General features: G+C 45.3%; 21 protein-coding genes and 1 pseudogene. 12 read left to right on the top strand and 10 right to left on the bottom strand.

The genetic code is table 11. From position 1 onward, the window contains the following. The first annotated feature begins 224 nt into the window (after positions 1-224). On the top strand, positions 225-2588 hold the full coding sequence (locus QUB37_RS14210) for a transglutaminaseTgpA domain-containing protein (protein ID WP_333162944.1): 2364 nt from the start codon (positions 225-227) through the stop codon (positions 2586-2588). Between the two features lie 670 nt (positions 2589-3258). On the opposite strand, the pseudogene QUB37_RS14205 reads toward QUB37_RS14210, so the two are convergent. Further along, positions 3259-3552, bottom strand: a pseudogene (locus QUB37_RS14205) (ArsA family ATPase); the annotation flags it as partial. 150 nt (positions 3553-3702) lie between these two features. Between QUB37_RS14205 and QUB37_RS14200 the strand changes: the two are divergent. The 5 genes from QUB37_RS14200 to QUB37_RS14180 all read left to right on the top strand — a co-directional run bounded on the left by QUB37_RS14200 (position 3703) and on the right by QUB37_RS14180 (position 5517). After that, a complete protein-coding gene (locus tag QUB37_RS14200) occupies positions 3703-3873 on the top strand; it encodes a hypothetical protein (protein WP_333162942.1) in 171 nt (56 codons plus the stop codon). Further along, positions 3870-4094: a hypothetical protein gene (locus QUB37_RS14195; protein WP_333162940.1), complete on the top strand. Its 225-nt coding sequence runs from the start codon at positions 3870-3872 to the stop codon at positions 4092-4094. Before QUB37_RS14200 ends, QUB37_RS14195 begins: the two co-directional genes overlap by 4 nt. A 154-nt stretch (positions 4095-4248) precedes the next feature. After that, the gene (locus QUB37_RS14190) at positions 4249-4833 is read left to right on the top strand and encodes an SMI1/KNR4 family protein (protein ID WP_333162938.1); all 585 of its coding nucleotides are present in this window, start codon (positions 4249-4251) and stop codon (positions 4831-4833) included. Positions 4834-4937: 104 nt separating this feature from the next. Next, the gene (locus tag QUB37_RS14185; RefSeq protein WP_333162936.1) at positions 4938-5234 is read left to right on the top strand and encodes a BrnT family toxin; all 297 of its coding nucleotides are present in this window, start codon (positions 4938-4940) and stop codon (positions 5232-5234) included. Continuing rightward, a complete protein-coding gene (locus QUB37_RS14180; protein ID WP_333123183.1) occupies positions 5224-5517 on the top strand; it encodes a hypothetical protein in 294 nt (97 codons plus the stop codon). The genes QUB37_RS14185 and QUB37_RS14180 overlap by 11 nt, the downstream gene beginning before the upstream one ends. 339 nt (positions 5518-5856) lie before the next feature. Here the strand turns inward: QUB37_RS14180 and QUB37_RS14175 are convergent, their stop codons facing one another. Both QUB37_RS14175 and QUB37_RS14170 read right to left on the bottom strand, forming a co-directional pair. Further along, positions 5857-7029 carry a TRC40/GET3/ArsA family transport-energizing ATPase gene (locus QUB37_RS14175; protein ID WP_172188640.1) on the bottom strand — a complete coding sequence of 391 codons (1173 nt, stop codon included), beginning with the start codon at positions 7027-7029 and terminating at the stop codon, positions 5857-5859. A gap of 300 nt (positions 7030-7329) precedes the next feature. Then, positions 7330-7722: a DUF2358 domain-containing protein gene (locus tag QUB37_RS14170; RefSeq protein WP_333162934.1), complete on the bottom strand. Its 393-nt coding sequence runs from the start codon at positions 7720-7722 to the stop codon at positions 7330-7332. 137 nt (positions 7723-7859) lie between these two features. Between QUB37_RS14170 and QUB37_RS14165 the strand changes: the two genes are divergently transcribed. Further along, positions 7860-8468: a glutathione S-transferase N-terminal domain-containing protein gene (locus tag QUB37_RS14165; RefSeq protein WP_333162932.1), complete on the top strand. Its 609-nt coding sequence runs from the start codon at positions 7860-7862 to the stop codon at positions 8466-8468. A gap of 103 nt (positions 8469-8571) precedes the next feature. On the opposite strand, the gene QUB37_RS14160 is transcribed toward QUB37_RS14165, so the two are convergent. The 3 genes from QUB37_RS14160 to ahcY form a co-directional block, all read right to left on the bottom strand. After that, positions 8572-9996: an NADP-dependent isocitrate dehydrogenase gene (locus tag QUB37_RS14160; RefSeq protein ID WP_333162931.1), complete on the bottom strand. Its 1425-nt coding sequence runs from the start codon at positions 9994-9996 to the stop codon at positions 8572-8574. 166 nt (positions 9997-10162) lie between these two features. Next, positions 10163-10765: a DedA family protein gene (locus QUB37_RS14155; RefSeq protein WP_333162929.1), complete on the bottom strand. Its 603-nt coding sequence runs from the start codon at positions 10763-10765 to the stop codon at positions 10163-10165. Positions 10766-10946: 181 nt separating this feature from the next. Continuing rightward, a complete protein-coding gene (gene ahcY, locus QUB37_RS14150) occupies positions 10947-12224 on the bottom strand; it encodes an adenosylhomocysteinase (protein WP_333035008.1) in 1278 nt (425 codons plus the stop codon). 397 nt (positions 12225-12621) lie between these two features. Here ahcY and QUB37_RS14145 point away from each other — a divergent pair, with 397 nt between their 5' ends. Together QUB37_RS14145 and QUB37_RS14140 are read left to right on the top strand one after the other, a co-directional pair. Further along, the gene (locus tag QUB37_RS14145) at positions 12622-12873 is read left to right on the top strand and encodes a mechanosensitive ion channel domain-containing protein (RefSeq protein ID WP_333162926.1); all 252 of its coding nucleotides are present in this window, start codon (positions 12622-12624) and stop codon (positions 12871-12873) included. A 27-nt stretch (positions 12874-12900) separates the two neighbouring features. After that, on the top strand, positions 12901-13122 hold the full coding sequence (locus tag QUB37_RS14140; RefSeq protein WP_333162924.1) for a hypothetical protein: 222 nt from the start codon (positions 12901-12903) through the stop codon (positions 13120-13122). 467 nt (positions 13123-13589) lie between these two features. Here the strand turns inward: QUB37_RS14140 and QUB37_RS14135 are convergent, their stop codons facing one another. Together QUB37_RS14135 and QUB37_RS14130 are read right to left on the bottom strand one after the other, a co-directional pair. After that, entirely contained in the window at positions 13590-14282 is a 693-nt protein-coding gene (locus QUB37_RS14135) for a PEP-CTERM sorting domain-containing protein (RefSeq protein WP_333162922.1), read from the bottom strand. Between the two features lie 625 nt (positions 14283-14907). Further along, on the bottom strand, positions 14908-15507 hold the full coding sequence (locus QUB37_RS14130) for a sulfite oxidase-like oxidoreductase (protein WP_333162920.1): 600 nt from the start codon (positions 15505-15507) through the stop codon (positions 14908-14910). Positions 15508-15817: 310 nt separating this feature from the next. On the opposite strand from QUB37_RS14130, the gene QUB37_RS14125 reads away from it, so the two are divergent. Beyond that, positions 15818-16051 carry a hypothetical protein gene (locus tag QUB37_RS14125; protein WP_333162919.1) on the top strand — a complete coding sequence of 78 codons (234 nt, stop codon included), beginning with the start codon at positions 15818-15820 and terminating at the stop codon, positions 16049-16051. Positions 16052-16391: 340 nt separating this feature from the next. Here the strand turns inward: QUB37_RS14125 and QUB37_RS14120 are convergent, their stop codons facing one another. Both QUB37_RS14120 and QUB37_RS14115 read right to left on the bottom strand, forming a co-directional pair. After that, positions 16392-17087 carry a TrkA family potassium uptake protein gene (locus tag QUB37_RS14120; protein WP_333162917.1) on the bottom strand — a complete coding sequence of 232 codons (696 nt, stop codon included), beginning with the start codon at positions 17085-17087 and terminating at the stop codon, positions 16392-16394. Positions 17088-17226: 139 nt separating this feature from the next. Then, positions 17227-18561, bottom strand: coding sequence for a TrkH family potassium uptake protein (locus QUB37_RS14115; RefSeq protein ID WP_333162915.1), 1335 nt, complete (start codon positions 18559-18561; stop codon positions 17227-17229). A 228-nt stretch (positions 18562-18789) separates the two neighbouring features. Between QUB37_RS14115 and QUB37_RS14110 the strand changes: the two genes are divergently transcribed. Then, positions 18790-19743, top strand: a complete 954-nt coding sequence (locus tag QUB37_RS14110; protein ID WP_333162913.1) for a methyltransferase domain-containing protein — start codon at positions 18790-18792, stop codon at positions 19741-19743. A gap of 36 nt (positions 19744-19779) precedes the next feature. Next, positions 19780-20838, top strand: coding sequence for a homogentisate phytyltransferase (locus QUB37_RS14105; protein WP_333162911.1), 1059 nt, complete (start codon positions 19780-19782; stop codon positions 20836-20838). The last annotated feature ends 15 nt before the right edge of the window (positions 20839-20853 follow it).

Raw genomic sequence — 20853 nt, 5'->3', positions numbered from 1 at the left:
AGATTAATCTGTGGATTCAATCTAAAATCTAAAATCTAGAATTGTTTGACAGGGAAATAAGATTGAGAGATTAGTTAAAACCCAGATTTATCTGTGGATTTAATCTAAAATCTAAAATCGTTTGACAGGGAAATAAGATTTAGAGATTAGGTAAAATCCAGATTTATCTGTGGATTTAATCTAAAATCTAAAATCTAAAATCTAAAATAGTTGGATGGGTGCACATGACAACTGATAACCTGCGAAATATACCTGTTTTGGGTAAGCTGTGGGAGCAGATTGAGGCCATGCCTCCGCCGGTGATTGAGGATTCTTTACTGCTGCGAATCCTAGTTCAGTTGTTGGTAATTGTGGGAATTGTAGCTACTGACGTTGCTGCTGAAGAAGCCCAGAACCTGTGGGCTGTGCCTGTTAGTATTGTGGGAGCAACTTGGAGTTGGTACCGCCGCCGCGATCGCAATGTAGCTGCTAAGTTCTGCATAGCTATTGGAATGCTGGTGGCGCTGTTCGCTTTTTTTAGCCGCTTGGTGGGAGAATTGAACGATACGCGGTTAGTTTTGGCGCAACTGTTAATCCAACTTCAAGTGCTACACAGTTTCGATTTGCCCCGCCGCAAGGATTTGGGCTATTCGATGGTAATCGGGCTAATTTTGTTAGGGGTAGCAGCGACTCTCAGCCAAACCTTGACTTTTGGGCCGCTGTTGTTGGTGTTTTTGGCTTTAGCGCTTCCGACTTTGGTGTTGGATTATCGATCGCGCTTGGGATTTTTGAAGCCAGAAGCCATTGGCGAAAAAGCACAAGGTAAAGGGAAAAATGAAAGCCTGTCGCTATTTGCTGCTACTTTATCCCCAAAGAATTTTGCTTGGCTGCTGCTGATAACTGTCGGGTTGGGGCTGACTATTTTTGCGTTTTTGCCACGCCTCCCTGGCTATCAGTTACGGACTTTTCCGGTGAGTGCTCCTATTGAATATCAGGGGGAGTTTGACTCGCGCAGCATTCTGAATCCAGGGTATGTCAGAGGGGGAAATGAAAAAGGGACTGGCGGAGGAAGGGGGAGAAACCCAGACAAAGGACCAGGAGAGGTGGACTCTACTTTTTATTACGGTTTCAACCAGCGCATTAATCAAAATTTGCGGGGGGAAATGAAACCTGAAGTGGTAATGCGGGTGCGCTCGCAGGCTGCGGGTTTTTGGCGAGTATTAGGCTTCGACAAATACACCGGTCAGGGTTGGGAAATTTCTCGCAACGAACAAGCTCAAAAGCTGACTAGACCTAGGTGGTCCTATCAATTTTATCTGAATCCGTTTCCCAATGCGCCTCGCACTCAAGAGGTGATTCAAAGTTATACTATTCTTGCTCCCTTGCCGAATTTGATTCCGGCTTTAAACAAGCCGAAGGAGCTTTATTTTCCGAGCCCTGATGTGGCCCTTGATGCGGAGGGGGGTTTGCGAGCGCCTGCAGAATTGGGAGAGGGTGTGACTTATACGGTGATTTCTAATGTGCCTTTTCGCGATCGAGCTTTGTTGGGTAAAAGTGGTACTAATTACCCGAAAAATATTCGCAATTTCTATTTGGATGTGCCGCCGGAAATTGTCGCAAAGGTGCGGGCAAAAACTGAGGAAATATTGCTAGCAAGGACGAGAGTAGCTAAGTCTGATAGAGCGATCGATTCTCCTTACGAAAAAGCTTTGTATTTGGCTCAATATTTAAAGCAAAATCCGAATTACAAAATAGAAAAAGCTTTGCCTTACTTAGAAGAAGGTGAAGATTTAGTCCAGGCTTTTCTGTTTGGCTACAAAAACACCCAGGACGGCAAAAAAGTTACAGGTGGATATCCAGACCACTTTTCGACGGTACTGACAATTATGCTGAGGTCGATCGGGATTCCGGCGCGGCTGGTGGGCGGTTTCGATACGGGAGAATTCAACCCGTTTACTGGTTACTATGTTGTGAAAAATACCGACGCTTTTTTGATGACGGAGGTATATTTTCCCAATAATGGCTGGTTTGCTTTCAATCCGATTCCCGGTTATCCGCTGATTCCGGCTTCGGTGGAAGACAACCAGACTTTTAGTGCGCTGGAATCGTTTTGGAAGTGGATCGCGGGGTGGCTACCGACTCCTCTCAGAAGCGGGCTGGATTCAGTTATAGGTTTTCTAATTGGCTGGATAAGTTTGATTGTGGGCTGGTTTCTGGGACAGTTTGCTAAGGGTTGGGTGGGGTTATTTACTGGTTTGATTGCTGCGATCGGCTTTGGCTTTATTGGCTGGTTAATTTGGCAAGTGTGGCGCAAGTGGCGCCACCGCCGCTGGCTGGCGAAGTTGCCGCCGGTGGAGGGGGTTTATCAGGAAATGCTGAAGGATTTGGCGAGTAGGGGTTTTGTGAAACCTCGCGCTCAAACGCCTTTGGAGTATGCTGAGGCAATGCGCGGGAATCATGCAACTGATGAAGCTGAGGTGATTGATGAAGTTTCGCAAGCTTACGTGCGCTGGAAGTATGGCGGGGAATCGGGTAATTTGAACCAGTTGCGGCAGTTGGTGGAAAATTTGAGGCGATCGCACTTGAAGAAACTCAAAAAGTTAAGATAAAAATCGGCGATGGAAAGAGACTGCTGGCGAAGTAAAAAGGGTAAAACTAAACATCCCATAATCATACAAAAAAACTCTGATGAGCCAGAGGGAAAAAGAGCAGAAAAACTAGAGACACGGGTCAAGCCAATCGGAATGTTACGGCAAAACGCCCACATTCTTGAAATATTCATAGCTGTAGCAGTCACAATATGCTGTAGACGAGTTTTGGCAAGACCCCTGTAATATCAAATCCGGCTGCGCTGGAATGATCTCAAATCCGCGCTTCATCGTCGGGCGTAAAGTCGAATCAAGCTGGCAACAAATAATTCGTGCAATTTTCATTTTTCTGACTCACAGTCAACAGTCAACCCTCACGAGCGGTGCAACCGGAATCGACATAACACCCATCTCTTGTGAAATTTATCCGGCTTTAAAAAATTTAGAAATTCTTAAATTTTTGATTTAATCTGCTTAATTGGGGTTAAAATTAAGAATTTTAAGAAGGTTTTTTTAGTTATTTAGTAATGCACAAATCCACTTTTTTACTTTTTATTCAAATTAATTTAGATGCGTTTACCCTGTACCTGCACGCGGCGAAAAAATCCGGTTTCTGCGTGAATATCTCAAGGGAGAATCCACGATTTTTCCTAGAAACCGAGTTTTTTAGGTTGATAGTGCGTAAGTGTTGTTAAGCAAACTTAATCTTCAAATAATCATCCTCCATCTTCGCCCCCGAAGGTTGCAGCGCCGCTAAAGCTTGCGGCAACACCAAATTACGGCGGTGATTGCCAATCCGAACGTTCAACTCATCTCCCGTTTTGCTCAACTGGATCTGATCCTTAGCAATTCCGGGCAAATACAGTTCAAGACTATATTGGTTGTTTTCCTGTACGATGTTAATCGTATTTTCTTTGTAATAAACTTGACTAGGGTCTTCGTTTTTGTAAAGTGTTTCTTTCAAGCGTTCCAAAGCTGCCAAACCGCCCGCACAATTGGCAGGATTGACGGCGCTACAATCATCAAATTTCAGGCTCGCTAACCTCAAATCTTCTATTTATTTTATCCCGATTTTGACACTAACCCGCATCCAGCCCTTCACAATTATAGGCACATAGATTTGCGCGGCTTTTCTGTGAGCTATCAAGACTATTCTGATGTGTATAATCCACCAAGTTTAGTAAGAAAAGAAGCTTTTGTTACTGCTAGTTATCCCCATTATGACAAGTTTGCGAAACTCACCCGCCAAGAAGAAAAGTTAGATATTATCGATCGTGGCGCAGTTAAAAAACATCGGAATGGATGAAGTGTTTGGAGGAAAATTGCATTAAAATTAAGGATCATAAGTTGTTTTGGCGATCGAATGCTGACCCAGAAAGGTTGAAAATGCTGGAAAAAGCAGTGTCGGAACGCCAGCAGAAAAAAACTGAGCTGAATCCAGGAAATATTGCACAAACCGCAGAGGACGCAGAGGAGGGAAAAGAAGATGGAAAAAAGGTTCAGATTGAAGCAGTTGAGCGTGGTTAGAATTGCTATAATCACCTGAGCGATCGTTAGAGTAGATAAAAAGTAGCAGGGAAAGAGAGTCAGCACCCCGCTTTAATTTTAGGCATTAAAACCGCTATCTCGCTTTCCTCTGAACTCTCGCATAGACTGAGTTTCCAGCTTCGGAGGTTTTCTCATGAAAATAATTTGGGAAAGAATTGATAATTGGCTGGCAGCCAATGCACCTCAAGTGCTAAAAAGTCTCAGACCAGGCGCTAATGATGAGGAGCTCCATCGAGCAGAAGTATTCTTTGGTGTAGAGTTTCCCGAAGATTTTAAGCTGTCTTACCGCGTGCATAACGGTCAGGATGAAGAATCTTATTCCCTGTTCCCCAACTTGGAGTTCCTCTCTATCCAAAGCGCGATCGAAATATCTGAAAAATGGCAGAATTGTTCAGACGATAATTTTAGGTGCGATGGTGACGACATTTTTGAAGGAATCTGGAACGGTTGGTGGAACCCGAATTGGATTCCATTCACAAACGAAAGCAATGGTGCTTGCGAATGCGTAGATTTAGCCCCAGCAGCAGGCGGAAATGTTGGACAAGTCATTATTGTTGAGTGGCAGGAACCTACTAGAGGGCTTATTGCACCTAATTTTCGAGTTTATTTGGAGACCTTTGCAGATGCACTAGAACGAGGAGAATATCGGTTCTCTGAGGATGGTTATGGGTTAGTGGATCTAGTGGACTTTGAAATATTGATGCAGAAACATAATTGAAAGGCCCCAATAAGCAGCACAGGCTGTGGCAGTAGTTTGAAAACGATCGTTTTTTGTGAATAACGTATTGACATTGTAAATACATTTTACCTATACTAGGGAGCATGAATGTATACTTCGTGCTCAATGGCATTACCTTTGTATGGGACGAGGGAAAAGCGCGGATAAATCCCACGAATCATGATGGGGTTACTTTTCAACAAGCTGCTGAATCCTTCTTTGACCCATTTCTAGTTGTCGTTGATGCCAGCCGCAATGAGGAAGCGCGTGAGGCTGTGATTGGGCTAGATAGTCGGTGGAATCTACTGTATGTGGTTCACATTGAGCGTGAAGAAAATGTCATTCGGATTATTTCAGCACGTAAAGCAACTCGTCAGGAGAGGGCAGAGTATGAAGGTTGAAGCATTAAAGCAGCGATTAAACCGCAACCGTCCAATGACTAGCGTGACGATTCGTATGCCCGAAGATGTTGTGGAAGATTTAAAAAAAGTTGCACCATTGTTGGGTTTTTCGGGTTATCAGCCATTAATTCGTGCTTATATCGGTCAAGGTTTGCGCGTTGATTTAGAACGATTTGAGAGCGAGACAGTAACAGCCTTAGTAGCAAGTTTGAAGCGTCGAGGTGTCAGCGATGCAGTGATTGATGAGGCATTAAACGAAGTCCTTCGTGCTGAGTCCTGTTAATTGTCTCTAGCCAGCAGCATCTCATATCAAATCCGTTGACATCGGAATTATTCATCTCTCTCTTCTGCAGACTCTGCGCCCTCTGCGCCCTCTGCGGTTAAATCATTCCGGTACAATCGGAATTGATACCATTACAAAAGTCACTGTCTCATAAACGCAGACCCAACCATCCTACTTTTGACAAAGCAGTTCGCCTCGGACAAGAATGGCGTAAGTCTGCTGAATAGCTCAATACCTGCACGCGGGCAAAAAATCCGGTTTCTGCGTGAATATCTCAAGGGATTATCCACGATTTTTCCTAGAAACCGGGTTTTTTAGGTTGATAGTGCGTAAGTGTTGTTAAGCAAACTTAATCTTCAAATAATCATCCTCCATCTTCGCCCCCGAAGGTTGCAGCGCCGCTAAAGCTTGCGGCAACACCAAATTACGGCGGTGATTCCCAATCCGAACATTCAACTCATCTCCAGTTTTGCTCAACTGGATCTGATCCTTAGCAATTCCGGGCAAATACAGTTCAAGACTATATTGATTGTTTTCCTGCACGATCTTAATCGTATTTTCTTTGTAATAAACTTGACTTGGGTCTTCGTCTTTGTAAAGCGTTTCTTTCAACCGTTCCAAAGCGGCCAAACCGCACATTTCTTCAGAATAAAGTGGCACTTCCTTAACAGGCAGCGGCATGAAATCTGAGTGAATTTCCTGACGGTACTGTTCCTGGCTTTCTTTCCACCGTTTGAAAAATGGGTCAGTTACTTCTGCGGGAATAATCCGGTTAGCTACTACTAAATCTGTGGCTACATTGTACAAACTCAAATAGGCATGAGCGCGCAGAGACTCTTTAATTACCATTTTTTCGGGATTGGTAACTAACCTTACCGAAGTCACAGTATTGTCAGTTAAAACCTTTTCCAAAGCTTCGATTTGTTCGTAAAATTCGTAAGGTGCATCCATCACCTCTTTGTCTGGTAAAGAAAAACCCGCAATTGGTCTAAAAATAGGTTCAACTAAAGGTCGAAGGGCGGCTGATATGCCTTGCAGTGGCTTGTAAAATTTTCTCATGTACCAACCGCCAACTTCCGGCAAACTTAGCAGTCTCAATGCTGTACCCGTCGGAGCAGAATCGATAATTAAAACATCAAATTCGCCTTCGTCGTAATGCCGCTTCATTCGTACTAAACCGAAGATTTCATCCATTCCTGGCAAGATGGCTAATTCTTCAGCTTGCACCCCTTCGAGTCCCTGCGCTCGCAAGACTTGAGTAATGTAGCGCTTAACGGCTCCCCAATTGCCTTCTAATTCCCTGAGAGCGTCTAATTCGGCTCCCCACAAATTCGGTTTCACCAGCCGCGAATCGTGCCCGAGTTCCATGTCGAAGCTGTCGGCTAAGGAGTGAGCGGGATCTGTGCTCAGCACTAGGGTTTTGTATCCCAATTCGGCACACCGCAGCCCCGTCGCAGCGGCTACGGAGGTTTTGCCGACGCCGCCTTTTCCGGTCATTAATATTAAGCGCATTGATTGTTTAGCTCGCCTGAAAATTCTTTACTTCTTTATTGTAACGTTATGTAACAGAGATTAATTTAGTGGGGGAATTAATTTTGGCGACAAGCAGCCGCTGAACCCAGCACATTTCCCGTGATCCAGGAAATTGCTGCCATGTCAAGATTAGTTCAAATTACTTATCTCAGATATCAATTGCAACAAATAAAAATCCATCAGCGTTCATCTGTGTTGATCTGCTAACATCTGCGGTTAAAAAAGGGAGCTCGCTCTTGAAACACTATTTTTTATTGTTAAAAAACCTAAAAAAAATTCTCAAATATTAGTTTTCCGAGGAAATACAAGCTGTTTGAGTACATCCAACCGCGAACAGTCCCAGTAATCGATGTGAGAAACAATTAAACCGTCGCTGTTGATTTTGAGTTCGCTCCTACCGGCGATCGCCATTTTAGGTTTCCAAGGTAGCGGTGCGCTCCAGCTCAGAGTCCAGCGAGTGTCTATAGTATCTCCAGACTGCGAAATCCCGTGCAAATCGAGATTTACATCCTGAAAAAAAGTCCCCATAAACCCGATCATTTTGCGGTAGCGATCGACTCCTGTAAATCGATTCACTGGGTCTTCAAAATAAACATCTTTTGCATAGATGCTGTAAGTCTGATTATCGGGAAATCTTTGATAATCGTCTTTGATAATTTCAAGAATGTCCATTTCGAGCGATCGTTATTCTTCTATTATTAGAATAGAATTTTAACACAATATATCAAAGATTTGCAATTTTCGTCCAAATTGTGATAGTATATCGGGTTATTTCCTGCCTTGCAAACTTTCAACTTAACATCACAACTATGATTGACCTCTACACTTTTACCACCCCCAACGGTCGCAAAGTCTCGATCATGCTCGAAGAAATAGGTTTACCCTACAACGTGCACGTCATCGACATCACAAAAAACGACCAATTTAGCCCAGAATTCATTGCAATCAACCCCAACAGCAAAATTCCGGCGATAGTCGATCGAGATAACGGCATCACCGTCTTCGAGTCTGGCGCTATTCTGATGTATCTTGCCGAAAAAAGCGGCAGATTTCTGCCCACAGACAAACAAAAATACTTTCAAGTTATAGAGTGGCTGATGTTTCAAATGGCCAGCGTCGGCCCGATGTTTGGTCAGCTAAACCACTTCAAACGCTTTGCACCCGAACAAATTCCCTATGCGATTGGGCGCTACGAAAAAGAAACCTTGCGTCTCTACGGAGTATTAGACACTCAATTAGCAAAATATGAATACATCTGCGGCGACTATTCGATCGCCGACATTGCTACCTATCCCTGGGTTGCCATTTACGAATTTCAAGGATTAACCCTCGACAACCACCCCCACCTCAAACGTTGGGTAGAAACTTTGCAGAAGCGTCCCGCCGTTGAGCGCGGAATGGCTGTTCCATCATTATAAACCGCGCATCTAAATTGTATTTTCGGGTGGGCGGGACACCCCACAAAGCAAGTTTACTGGTTGTGGAACGGGCTTCTAGCCCGTTCAAAAAAAGCCCTCAAACTCAATCGGCGAAATGCTTAATAATCGCCTCAGCAAACTCCGAACACTTCAACTCAGGCACCGGCGGCTCCATCAACCTCGCCAAATCATAAGTAACTTCACCGTTAGAAATTGCCGCTCCCAAACCCTTCTTAATCAGGTCTGCTGCTTCCTGCCATCCCATGTATTCTAACATCATCACCCCGGACAAAATCAGGGAACCGGGATTGACTTTATCCAAACCAGCGTGTTTCGGTGCAGTGCCGTGAGTTGCCTCAAAAACTGCACATTTATCACCAATATTCGCGCCTGGGCCCATGCCCAAACCGCCAACAATGGCGGCGGCCGCATCGGACAAATAATCCCCGTTCAGATTCATTGTCGCCAAAATCGAATACTCGGCCGGTCGGGTTTGAATTTGTTGAAAAATACTGTCAGCAATTCGGTCGTTGACCATGATTTTTTCTTTCCACTGGCCGCTGCCGTGACTGTCCCAAATTGCAAACAGAACGTCGGCTACTTCTTGACGAATTTTGGCTTGTTTTTCTGGGGTCAAAGCCTCGTATCCTGGGTCTATTTGGCGAGCATTATCTTCTAAGCTAATGTCGGGATTTTTTTCTTTGTTGCCCAGAATCCAAGACTCTCTTTCCGTTACGCACTGAGCGCGAAATTCGGTGGTTGCTAATTCATAACCCCAATCTCGGAAAGCTCCTTCTGTATATTTCATGATGTTGCCTTTGTGCACCAAAGTCACTTGCTGCTTATCTTTCGGCAACCGTAAAGCGTGGGTAATGGCGCGCCGTACTAAACGCTGAGAACCTGTTTTGCTAATGGGTTTAATTCCGATTCCAGAATCGAGACGAATTTGTTTTTTGCCATGTTCTGGTGTTGCAGGAATTAACTCAGTATTGAGGAATTCAATCAATTTTTTGCCGATTTCGCTGCCTTTAGCCCATTCAATTCCGAGGTAAATATCTTCTGTATTTTCCCGGTAAATAATTACATCTAGGAGTTCAGGAGTTTTGTGTAGCGATGGTGTTCCAGCATAATATTTGCAGGGCCGCACGCAGGCGTAAAGGTCAAAGATTTGTCGCAAAGCTACGTTTAGCGATCGAATTCCGCCCCCGATTGGGGTTGTCAGTGGCCCTTTGATGGCGACTCCGTATTCTTTAATCGCGTCTAAGGAATCCTGGGGCAGATATTGGTAAGTACCGTAGACATCGCAGGCTTCGTCGCCTACATAGATTTTAAACCAGTTGATTTTTCGATCGCCACCGTAAGCCTTGTCTACCGCAGCATCCATGACTTTCTGGGATGCAGGCCACAAGTCAACGCCCGTACCGTCGCCGCGAATGAAGGGAATAATTGGGTCATTGGGGACGATCGGCGAACCGTCTTTGAAAGTAATTTTAGAACCTGTTGTTGGGGCTACAATTTTTTCGTACATATCTTAACAGCGCGGATAGGAATGTTCCCTATTTTGCCACGATTGTCTGCCTAAACCTCAATCAATCCTAAAGATTTGTATGAATTTTTGATAAATTGATTTTTAACCCCAGATAACAGCAGATAAACGCAGATGTTTTTGGGGATGTCTGCATTTATCTAAAATTTTATTCTTTTTGCATATTCTTCTTCACAATCCACAAAATACACCAGATGACTATAATCACCACAACTATTTTGGAAACCGGGCCCAGATAATCATCTACAAGTGTATAATTTTCCCCTAGTTTATATCCGGCAAAAGTCAGGAAACTTACCCATAAAAGAGTGCCACCTGTTGAGTATAGTAAAAAAGGAATTAAAGGCATATTATTGATGCCAGCGGGCAGGGAAATCAGGGTGCGAACTCCCGGTACGAGGCGACACAAAAACACGGCTTTGTTGCCGTGTCTGTTAAACCATCTATTTGCTTTGTCAATATCGGCGCCCGATACTGTGATCCACTTGCCGTATTTGTCGGCTAAATTCCTCAAGCGTTCTTCGCTCAATAATTTACCGGCATAGTACCAGGGAAGCGCCCCCACCACTGTACCGATTACTCCTGCTGCGATCGCCGGTGAAAACTCCATTCCGCCCTTGAATACCGTGAATCCTGCCAGTGGCATAATCAATTCTGAGGGTATGGGCGGGAAAAGATTTTCTAAAAACATCAACAGGCCAATTCCGAGATAGCCCATCGACTGCATTGTGTTAGTTATCCATTCAACCATTTTGATTTAATAATTTGGTAAGAAGAAGTCAGTAGTCATTAGTCATTAGTCATTAGTCCTCGCTCGTTCCTAGGCTCTGTCTGGCAACACATATCTAGAGGCTCTGCCTCGACTCCCCATGAGGGAGGCAGAGCCTCCTTGTATTGATTCCCCGGCACAGCGGGGGAACGATAAACGATGATTAAGTGCCCGAAGTCCAAGAGTTTGTGTACTCAATTTGTTCGGCAGTCAAGGTATCAATGTGAATACCCATTGCTTCCAATTTGAGACGGGCAATTTCTTTGTCAACTTCCACGGGAATTGAGTGAATACCAGGCTCTAGTTTGCCTTTGTTCGTAACTAGATATTCGCAGGCTAAAGCTTGGTTAGCAAAGCTCATATCCATCACGGCGCTGGGGTGTCCTTCGGCGGCTGCCAAGTTAATCAAACGACCTTCGCCCAACACAATAATCGACTTGCCATTATTGAGGTGATATTCTTGAGTGAAAGACCGGACTGTTTTCACGTCGGTGCTTTTTGCGCCGAGGGATTTGAGGTCAATTTCAATGTCGAAGTGACCGGAATTGCAAACAATTGCGCCGTCTTTCATTGTCTCGAAATGTTCGGCACGAATGACGTGTTTGTTGCCCGTAACAGTAATGAATATATCTCCGACTGTTGCTGCTTCGTCCATCGGCATGACGCGGAAACCGTCCATCACTGCTTCGATCGCCCGAATCGGATCAATTTCGGTGACAATTACGTTAGCACCCATACCACGGGCGCGCAGTGCCGTGCCTTTGCCGCACCAACCGTAACCTGCAACCACAATATTTTTACCGGCTAACAAAATATTAGTAGCGCGGATAATGCCGTCTAGGGTAGATTGACCGGTACCGTAGCGGTTGTCAAAGAAGTGCTTGGTGTCGGCGTCGTTGACGTTCATTGCGGGGAAAGTCAGCACGCCGTCTTTCAACATGGCCCGCAGGCGCACGATGCCTGTGGTAGTTTCTTCGGTAGTTCCGATTAAGTCGGAAATTTGGTTCGGGCGGTGCTGGATTAGTGCCGCTACCACGTCGCTGCCGTCGTCGATGATAATATTGGGGCGGTGGTCTAGGGCTGTGTAGACGTGACGTTCGTAGGTAGCCGCATCTTCTCCTTTGAGGGCGAAGACGGAAATGCCGTAGTCTTGAACTAAGCAAGCCGCTACGTCATCTTGAGTGCTCAAGGGGTTGCTGGCGATCAGTACGGCGTCGCCACCGCCGAGTTTGATGGCGATTGCCAAATGAGCGGTTTCTGTGGTTACGTGGCAGCAAGCAGCCAAGCGAATGCCAGCAAAAGGCTTTTCTTTAGCGAAGCGTTCTTGAATTTGCCGCAAAACGGGCATTTCCCGGCCGGCCCACTCGATGCGTTGCTTTCCCAAGGGGGCGAGGGACAAGTCTTTGACTTCGTGTTTAATCTTGACGGATGTAGCAACCATGTATGTTATTTCTCAGAAATCATCAAACTTTGTTAGTTTTAGCAGATTAACCCATCGGCGGGCAAGTGCTGTGATTTTACCCGATCGGGGTCGGCGCTGCTAATCTTAAATTTTGATTGTGTTTTAATGATTAGCGAACGAGTCGATGGAGTCACCTGCACAGCCAGAGTCAAACATTCCTGTCTGGCGATCAATCTCAATCTTTTGTGTTAGCGTGGCATTCTTCAATTATTTGACCGAAAGCATCCAGGATACAAGCCCCCGAATTGATCCGTGGGGTCAAGGCTTCAATCTAAAATCGAAAATCTAAAATCTAAAATCGATTGACACTCTCACTTGGGCTGCTGGCAGTTTAAGCGCCTGCGTAATTGCGTTCCCAGCTTGGCGGCCTGCAGATATGATCAGTTGGTTAGGACTTGGTTCAGTAGGGATTTGTTTCGCGTTCCAAGACATCTTCAAATACTTTTTAGAGGAATTTTTTTTGCTGTTGCACGAATCGTTTCAATTGGGCGATCGGATAATTGTAGAAGGCTTTGAAGGTACTGTTGAAAAGATTTTGTGGCGTTCAACTCAAATTATTATTGATCGGGGAGAACGAGTTATCATGCCGAAGGCGATCGTATTTACCAATTCAGTGCGGGCAAGCTAATCCGCATTTAAATGCCGGCGAACTAACTTGCCTTTAAATTTAGCCTATGATGTTGATACTTCAGGCTTTAAGGATGGTTCTTTGCATCTTATTGTCCGCTATTGGACGCTGCGCGAACAAGCACAGGTGCGACGGACAAACACCAGGGCTGTGCTGGCGATTAAAGTAGCGTGCATCCGGGGGGACATTAAAATTACTCAACCGGTACTGGTGACTTTGTACGATCGAACCATTTACCGTGAGTTTTGAATTTTGAGTTGGGATAGGGAGAGAGTGGCAGAGTGGGAGAGTTGGAAAAATCTTCTTGCTTCACGCTTGACTTCTTCACGCTTGACTTCTTCCCTCCACACCCATGCGTTAACTCCGTTACATCCCGTACGCTGCTGCGTGGCCGAACTTCCCTCTGATATCAAATCCGCGCTTCATCGTGGGGCGTAAAATCGAGTCAACATCCAACACTCAACCATCATTCAGTTTGGCGACCCCTCCTTCTACAGTCAACAGTCAACAGTCAACAGTCAACAGTCAACAGTCAACAGTCAACAGTCAACAGTCAACAGTCAACAATCATGAGGAGTGCAACCAGAATTGATATGACTTCTCCCTTCTGACTTTTCAAATCAAGCAAAAGGCGAGCCGATTTCTCATTAGCGCGCCTCCTAATTGAATTTTATTTTGTCAAACGTCATTGATGAGATTGTTCCGGTTGAAAAAAATCATGAAGTCGTCTTGCTAGCGCGGCGACGGCGTGCTGCAACCAAACCACCCAAACCGAGAGCCAAACCAGTCATTGTCATTGGTTCGGGAACTGCTTCTGCGCTCACTGTGAAGTCTTGGAAGTCTTTGTCGTTTCCGCCACCGCGATCGTCGAAGGAGATTAGTGTGCCTCCGTTAAACAGAGAACCTATTCCGTCTGTGTAACTTCCGGCAGCTCCGAAAGTTTTCGTAGTTTTGGTGTCGAGCGCGCTCCACAGTTCCCCTTGCCCGCCAAACACCGCTTGCTGGCTGTCACTGTTCAAGGCTGAGGTCGAGTAGACACTGCCGTTGCCGCCGCTGTTGAGTCCCAAAGTATAAATTTGATTGGCCAGGAATGTGAATACTGCCGAGCCAGAACCCAGGACTGTATTGCCCAGAGTTCCTTTCCATTCGTTTTCCCACTGGTTGTCTGAGGATTTAGTTTCCGAAAACAGGGTGTTAACTAGAGTGGCAGCCGAGTCCTTCACGGTGTAGATGCCCAAAGAGGAGGTATACCCACCGTGAGATTCTTTGAAGTTAAACTTGACGCTTGTATCTTGGCTGAATGTTATGCCGTTGGTACCAAAGGAGAAGGCTTGAGCTGGAGCTCCGGCGCCAAACAGAGCTGTGGCGGCGGCGGTAGCTGTGAGGGCGGATAAGAGTTTGGTATTCATAACCTGTTCCTTTTGTGCGATGGTCTTAATATTTTCATTATGCGATACTTTGTTTGTATTTGGTTCACTTTAGGTGAATTTTGACATATTCTTTATCAAGCCTTTACATAACCTTCACAAATGCTATCGATCGCATCTATCTGCGGGCGATCGCTCCCTCATAATACCCACTAAATAATTATAAATATTGTGGCTTGAAACCTTGCATTCGCGGGCATGGAGCGCGGGCCCGTCAAAGTGATTTGGATCGGGCTTAGGCTAATTTTTTATTATATTCTCAAGTCTCAATACTCAATAGCGAACACTTAAGTATAAATACGGTAATATTCGTGGGTACTGATAGTTCCAGAAGTTTTCTATTAGCCAGAAACTGGCAATATTTGTTTTTTGGGGCTTGTGTAGGGGAGTTAAAGTAGTTTATCTATCGGGTAAATTACGTACAAAATGCGATCGTTGGGTCTACGTATTTTGGTTGAATTAAATAGATCCCGTGGCGTGAGATATCCCAAAGATGCGATCGAGGAGATGCAATTTCCGCAGATTGAAGCGGTAAAAGACCGGATTGCCTCTCAACAAAGATTGTATAGAGAAGCTCTGGGTAAGTCCTTGGTTCCCATCGCCCGCATCAAAACAAACCGCTGTAGCGTTCCTCTGCCCAAGGTTCGCCCCGCTTGTGGTAGCCGTTGCGTTCCCAAAAACCGAGTTCTTCGGTTTCTGTAAACTCCAGGCCGTTAATCCATTTAGCGCTTTTCCAAGCGTACAAGTGGGGAACTACCAGCCGCATCGGGCCGCCGTGGTCTGCGGATAGAGGTTCGCCAAAGACGGTGTGGGCCAAAAAGTTTTCTTCTCGGAGGAAGTCGGCGATCGCAATGTTAGTGGTGTAGCCGCCGTAGCAGTGTTCCAGGACGTGCAAAGCTTTCGGATCGACTTCTATGTAGTTCATAAAATCTGTGACTTTGACTCCCGTCCACTGCACGTCGAGTTTTGACCACCGAGTGACGCAGTGAAAATCCGCAGTAAAGTTACTTTGGGGCATGGCCTGGAAGTCCGACCAAGTGAAGGTTTTTGGTTCTGCCAATCCCCAGACTTTAAATTCCCAACTCTCTATGCTGACGGAGGGTGTATCGCCGTAGGTCAGGACAGGAAAGCCGTTGGCGAGGTATTGACCCGGGGGGACGCGATCGCTGTTTTCTAATTCTGGCTTGCGAAAAAATTTGCCCAGCATTGATTAACGCTCTACAGTAACTGACTGCAATCCTGAGTATAACTTGCAGAGATGAGCGCATTGCAATTCATCTCAAGGTAGAAAACAAAAGCACTTCTGCCGAAATACCAATCCCCAAATCATGCTTAATGCTCGCCTAATTCTGCCTTTGGAGAGAGGCGAAGCTAAAAATTTTAAAAATTTATCACCCCAGCGTATGAATTACCTAGCCTTAAATTATATCGTAATTAAGGGGACATTTCCGAATCTTTGATGTATTGTTACAATATGCTCAGATGCCATATGTAAAAAAATTGATGGGGTAAAAATCATGATCACAAGTTGCTTGATTCCGTTGACGGTATGCTTGATTGCTTGGTGGGTGACTGCCGGGACTGACAACAGAACGCTAGACGGAATTCCGGCTCCCATAGCTGCAATTATTGGAATGTGTTCGTTAATTTGGTTAGTGGCGGTGTGTCCTTGGCCTGTTGAACTCGCTCTAGTATTGGCGGTGCTGATTTTCGGCAAAGCTTATGTGGAAAAAATCTTGAAAGTCGGCTGAATTTTGAGTGCTAGCGCTCCTATGATTTGCGGGAGCGCGATGATCGAGTGCTGCTAGTTTGTTGAAATTTTTCGCGATTTGTCTGGCTAAGCTCTCAGAGGGGGTCGCAAAGGCGGAAGCAACCCTAAAATTGGTGAAATTCAATTTAGATATTTCGGTTAAAAATTAGAACATAAAGATAGACAGAAAAACCCGGTTGATCTAAGATCAACCGGGTTTGTTAGGGCCTGAAATTTTGACACATCCCGCACCACTTGCTGAGGACTTCGACACTCGGAACCCAAGAAATTGGGTTTAGGGGTCCAGGACTTTTGCTGTAGGTGCGTAAAATGGCGAGCTGTTAAATTGGCAAGCGATTAATATCTTTATTAGAACCAATTACTACCATCACCTCGCCTTTTCTCAAGCGTTCGCTTGGCTGCGGATTGATCTCGAACTTGTCGGCACGACCGACTGCTAGCAAATTCAAACCATACCTGCGCCGGAGTTCCAATTCCGAGATGGTTTTGCCATCAAACTTTTCAGGAACGAGCAACTCAACGATGCTGTGAGCTGGGTCGAGGTCAAAGCGTTCTAAAATGCTGGGTTTTGTAAGAAGGCGGGCTAAAGAGCAGCCCATTTCTCGTTCGGGAAAAACTACATGATCTGCGCCGACTTTTTTCAACAGTTTTAAGTGAGTTTCCGAAGAAGCTTTGGCTATTACGTGAGTTACCCCGCCTTCCTTAAGATTTAAGGTGGTGGTAATGCTTTCTCCTAGATAATTGCCGATTGCAACAATCACTGTTTCAAATTCAAATATACCTGCTTCCTGAAGAGCACTAGGCTCAGTAGAATCTAACTGCAAAACGTGAGCAGCAATACGATCGTTCAAAGCTTGAGTTACTTTTTTTTCATCGGTGTCAATTCCTAGGACTTCGTAACCCAAACCGTGCAGAGTAGAACACACAGCTTTGCCGAAGCGTCCCAAACCAATAACTGCAAACTGCTTGTTGTCGGCGCGCAAAGTGCGAAAAAAATTTAAAGATGACAGGTTCACTGAATATCCAGCGCTGAGGGTCTTGCTGTTTAAATTTTAGCAGAGACAGCGCCGCCTCCTTTTGATTTTTGGGTAAGTAGTAAAAGTTGATTTGGGTTGTCACCCATTGTTTAGATTATCAGCAACGAGGCAGGATTTTTTATCCGACTAACAAACTTTCCTCAGCATACTTAAAAGGTCTGGGTTTGGGGTCGCCGACAGCGGCACTCATCAGCATCAGCACGCCAACACGACCTATATACATTGTAGCAATCAAAACCAGCTTACCCATCACTGAAATCTTGGCTGTAATCCCTGTGGAAAGACCGACCGTGGCAAAAGCTGAAACTGCTTCAAATAGCACTTCGATAAATTTTAGTTCGGGATTGGTCATCTCAATTAAAATTGCAGATGTGAACGCGACCAACAGGGAACCGAAGACTACGCTAATGGTTTTCAGAATCATTGCTGGCGGGATTTGACGCTGATAGCACTCCACATCTTCCTGGCCTTCGAGAACTGCTGCGGTACAGCAAAACAATATCCTAAAAGTTGTGGTTTTGATTCCGCCGCCGGTGCTGCCAGGACTGGCGCCGACAAACATCAGCGCGATCGTCAGAAATAGCCCGGCTTCGCTCATTTTGCCAATGTCAATTGTATTGAATCCCGCCGTGCGGGGAGTAACAGATTGAAACCAAGCGGCCATCACCTTTTGAGGAAAATTGAGAGATCCGAAAGTTCCTGGGTTGTCGTATTCCAGCAACAGAAAGGCTAGCGTTCCTAAAATCAAAAGCACAGCAGTTGTACTGGTAACGACTTTGAAGTTCAGGGAATAAACTGTGCAGATAAGACTTTTGTTCAAGCGATCGCGCAGCCACAGGTACATTTCCATAATTACTTGATAGCCGATTCCCCCAAATATGATTAAACCCCCGATTGTGAAGTTAAGCACAGGCGAATTGATGTAGCGGATCAAATTATCTGAGTAGAGGCTAAAACCGGCGTTGTTAAAGGCATTAATGCTGTGAAAGATAGCCGACCACAGACCGTCTTTAAATCCGTATTGGGGGACAAAAACCGACATCAGCAAAAACACTCCCGTTAATTGAAACACAACGGTTGTTGCTAGAATTGACTGCACGAGTTGCACTACGCCGGCTAGCCCGGATTTGTCGAGAGATTGTTGCAGGGCAATTTTTTCTTTCAAGCCAAAGCGGCGGCCCAATAACAGCAGCAAGATAGTCGTGGCTGTCATGTAGCCCAAGGCTCCTATTTCCACAAGTAAAAGTAGGCACAGTTGCCCCCAAAAAGAGTAATATTTTCCGATATCTACCACCGACAAGCCCGTGACGCAGACAGCGGAAGTAGAGGTAAACAGTGCTGTTATTGGATCGCTCCAAGTTCCATCTATTGTGGAAAAGGGCATCATCAGTAATAGAGCACCTACGGTGATGACGGCGAGAAAGCCCAAGCAAATGGTTCGCGAGACAGTCATTCGATTTTAGATTTTAGATTTTAGATTTTAGATTTGAGACGGAACCACAAATCGATTTTAGATTTTAGATTTGAGGTTTTAGAGGGAACCCACAAATAGATCCTCGGGCTTCAAATAAGGATATCTCTGTCTGGCGAGTGCCTGCGGTCGATCGAACTCAATCGCCAAATTCTATGACAACATCGGGAAAATAACGGTAGAATTCCTTTAATAACTTGCGATCCGGCGATGACATCAACACTTTACCAGCAAATTCAGCAACTTTACGACGCTTCTAGCGGTTTGTGGGAGCAGGTGTGGGGCGAACATATGCACCACGGTTACTACGGCCCAGATGGCAATTTGAAAAAAGAGCGCCGACAGGCTCAGATAGATTTGATAGAAGAACTGCTGGGCTGGGCTGGAGTACCCTCAGACAAGGCACTGTGTGAATCTTACCGCATTCTCGATGTCGGTTGCGGGATCGGCGGCAGCACGCTGTATTTGACCGAAAAGTTTAGTTTGATCGCTCAAAATAATTTAAAGTTGGATGGCGGGGTCGATCGTGATTTTAGCCGATCGCCCGAACTCAACAAAACGGGCGGTAGCGTTACAGCTACCGGAATTACTCTGAGTCCGGTACAGGCCAACAGAGCAACCGAACGCGCTAAAATTGCTGGGCAAGAAAGCAATGTGAATTTTTTGGTGGCCGATGCTTTGAATATGCCTTTTCCTGACGAGTCATTCGACTTGGTTTGGTCGCTCGAAAGTGGCGAACATATGCCCGACAAAATTAAGTTTTTGCAGGAATGCTGCCGCGTACTCAAGCCGGGAGGAACTTTGATTTTGGCTACTTGGTGTCACCGCCCGGTGGGAGAAACGGCAGGAGAATTAACTGATGAAGAGAGAAAGGAGTTGGCAGAAATTTACCGAGTTTATGCTTTGCCTTATGTGATTTCTTTGCCGGAATACGAGGAAATTGTTCGCACTTTGCCTTTGACAAGTATTCGCAGCGCTGATTGGTCAAAAGCTGTTGCTCCTTTTTGGGATGTGGTGATTGATTCTGCTTTGACTCCGAGCGCGATTTGGGGTTTGCTAACGAGCGGTTGGACTACTATTCAAGCAGCACTTGCTCTCGGATTGATGAGCCGTGGATATCAGAGCGGGTTGATTCGTTTTGGGCTGATTTGTGCTGTAAAATAACAGGCATATATCAGAGAAGTTTTGAGTCTTGAGTTGATGAGTAAGGTGTGCCTTGCACACCCTAGAGAATATTATTTGTTTGGTGCGGGTGTGAGATTTATGGGCAACGATTCGATTGGCAAGTCTTGGAGTGATAAAAATGCCTCGGCTCCGCAAAGCTGGGTGAGGGGATTTTGGGAGTTTTCCCGGCCGCACACAATTGTGGGTACTAGCTTGAGTGTATTGGCGTTGTACGCGATCGCCCAAAGTGCGCGGCTGTTTGTGAATCCTATATTTGGGCCCCTAGCTTTTGCCTGGTTGGCTTGCATTTGTGGCAATATTTATATTGTGGGATTAAACCAGTTAGAAGATGTTGAAATTGATAAAATTAATAAGCCGTATTTGCCGATCGCCTCGGGAGTGTTTTCTCGGAAAACCGGGGAATTAATTGTAATTGCCACGGGCATTATAGCAATTTTAACTGCTGTTTTACAAGGCCCGTTTTTGCTTGCTACTGTTGGCGTTAGTTTGGCGATGGGGACTGCTTATTCTCTGCCCCCAATTCGGCTGAAACGGTTTCCTTTTTGGGCGGCGCTGTGCATTTTTACGGTGCGGGGCGCGATCGTAAATTTAGGGTTATTTTTGCACTTTAATTGGGTGTTGGGTTTGGGAAGGGCGAAAAGCATTCTTTCTGGCTGGAATTTGGAGAGTGTGTCTTTTGGGATTCCTGCCGAAGTTTGGGTGCTGACGGTTTTTGTTGTGGTGTTTACGTTTGCGATCGCCATTTTTAAAGATATCCCGGACATGGAAGGGGACAAGCAATATAATATTACTACGTTTACGATTGAGCTGGGCAAGGCGGCCGTCTTTAATTTATCTCGCTGGGTGTTGACAGTTTGTTATTTGGGCGCGACTTTGGCGGGAGCGATCGTATTGCCTAATGTTAATTTAGTGTTTCTGGCAGTTTCTCATTTGGCGGCTTTGGGTTTGATGTGGTTTTGGAGCGTCAAAGTTGATTTGGACGATCAAATAGAAATTGCTGCATTTTATCAATTTATCTGGAAGTTGTTTTTCTTAGAATATCTGATTTTTCCCGCAGCTTGTTTGTTGGGGTAGAAGGAAGAAGTTCGG

Origin of the sequence: Microcoleus sp. AT3-A2, assembly GCF_036705685.1 — a bacterium.
GTDB lineage: Bacteria > Cyanobacteriota > Cyanobacteriia > Cyanobacteriales > Microcoleaceae > Microcoleus.
Note: the sequence above shows the minus strand (reverse complement) of the source record. Positions and strands in the feature narration are given on the sequence as shown.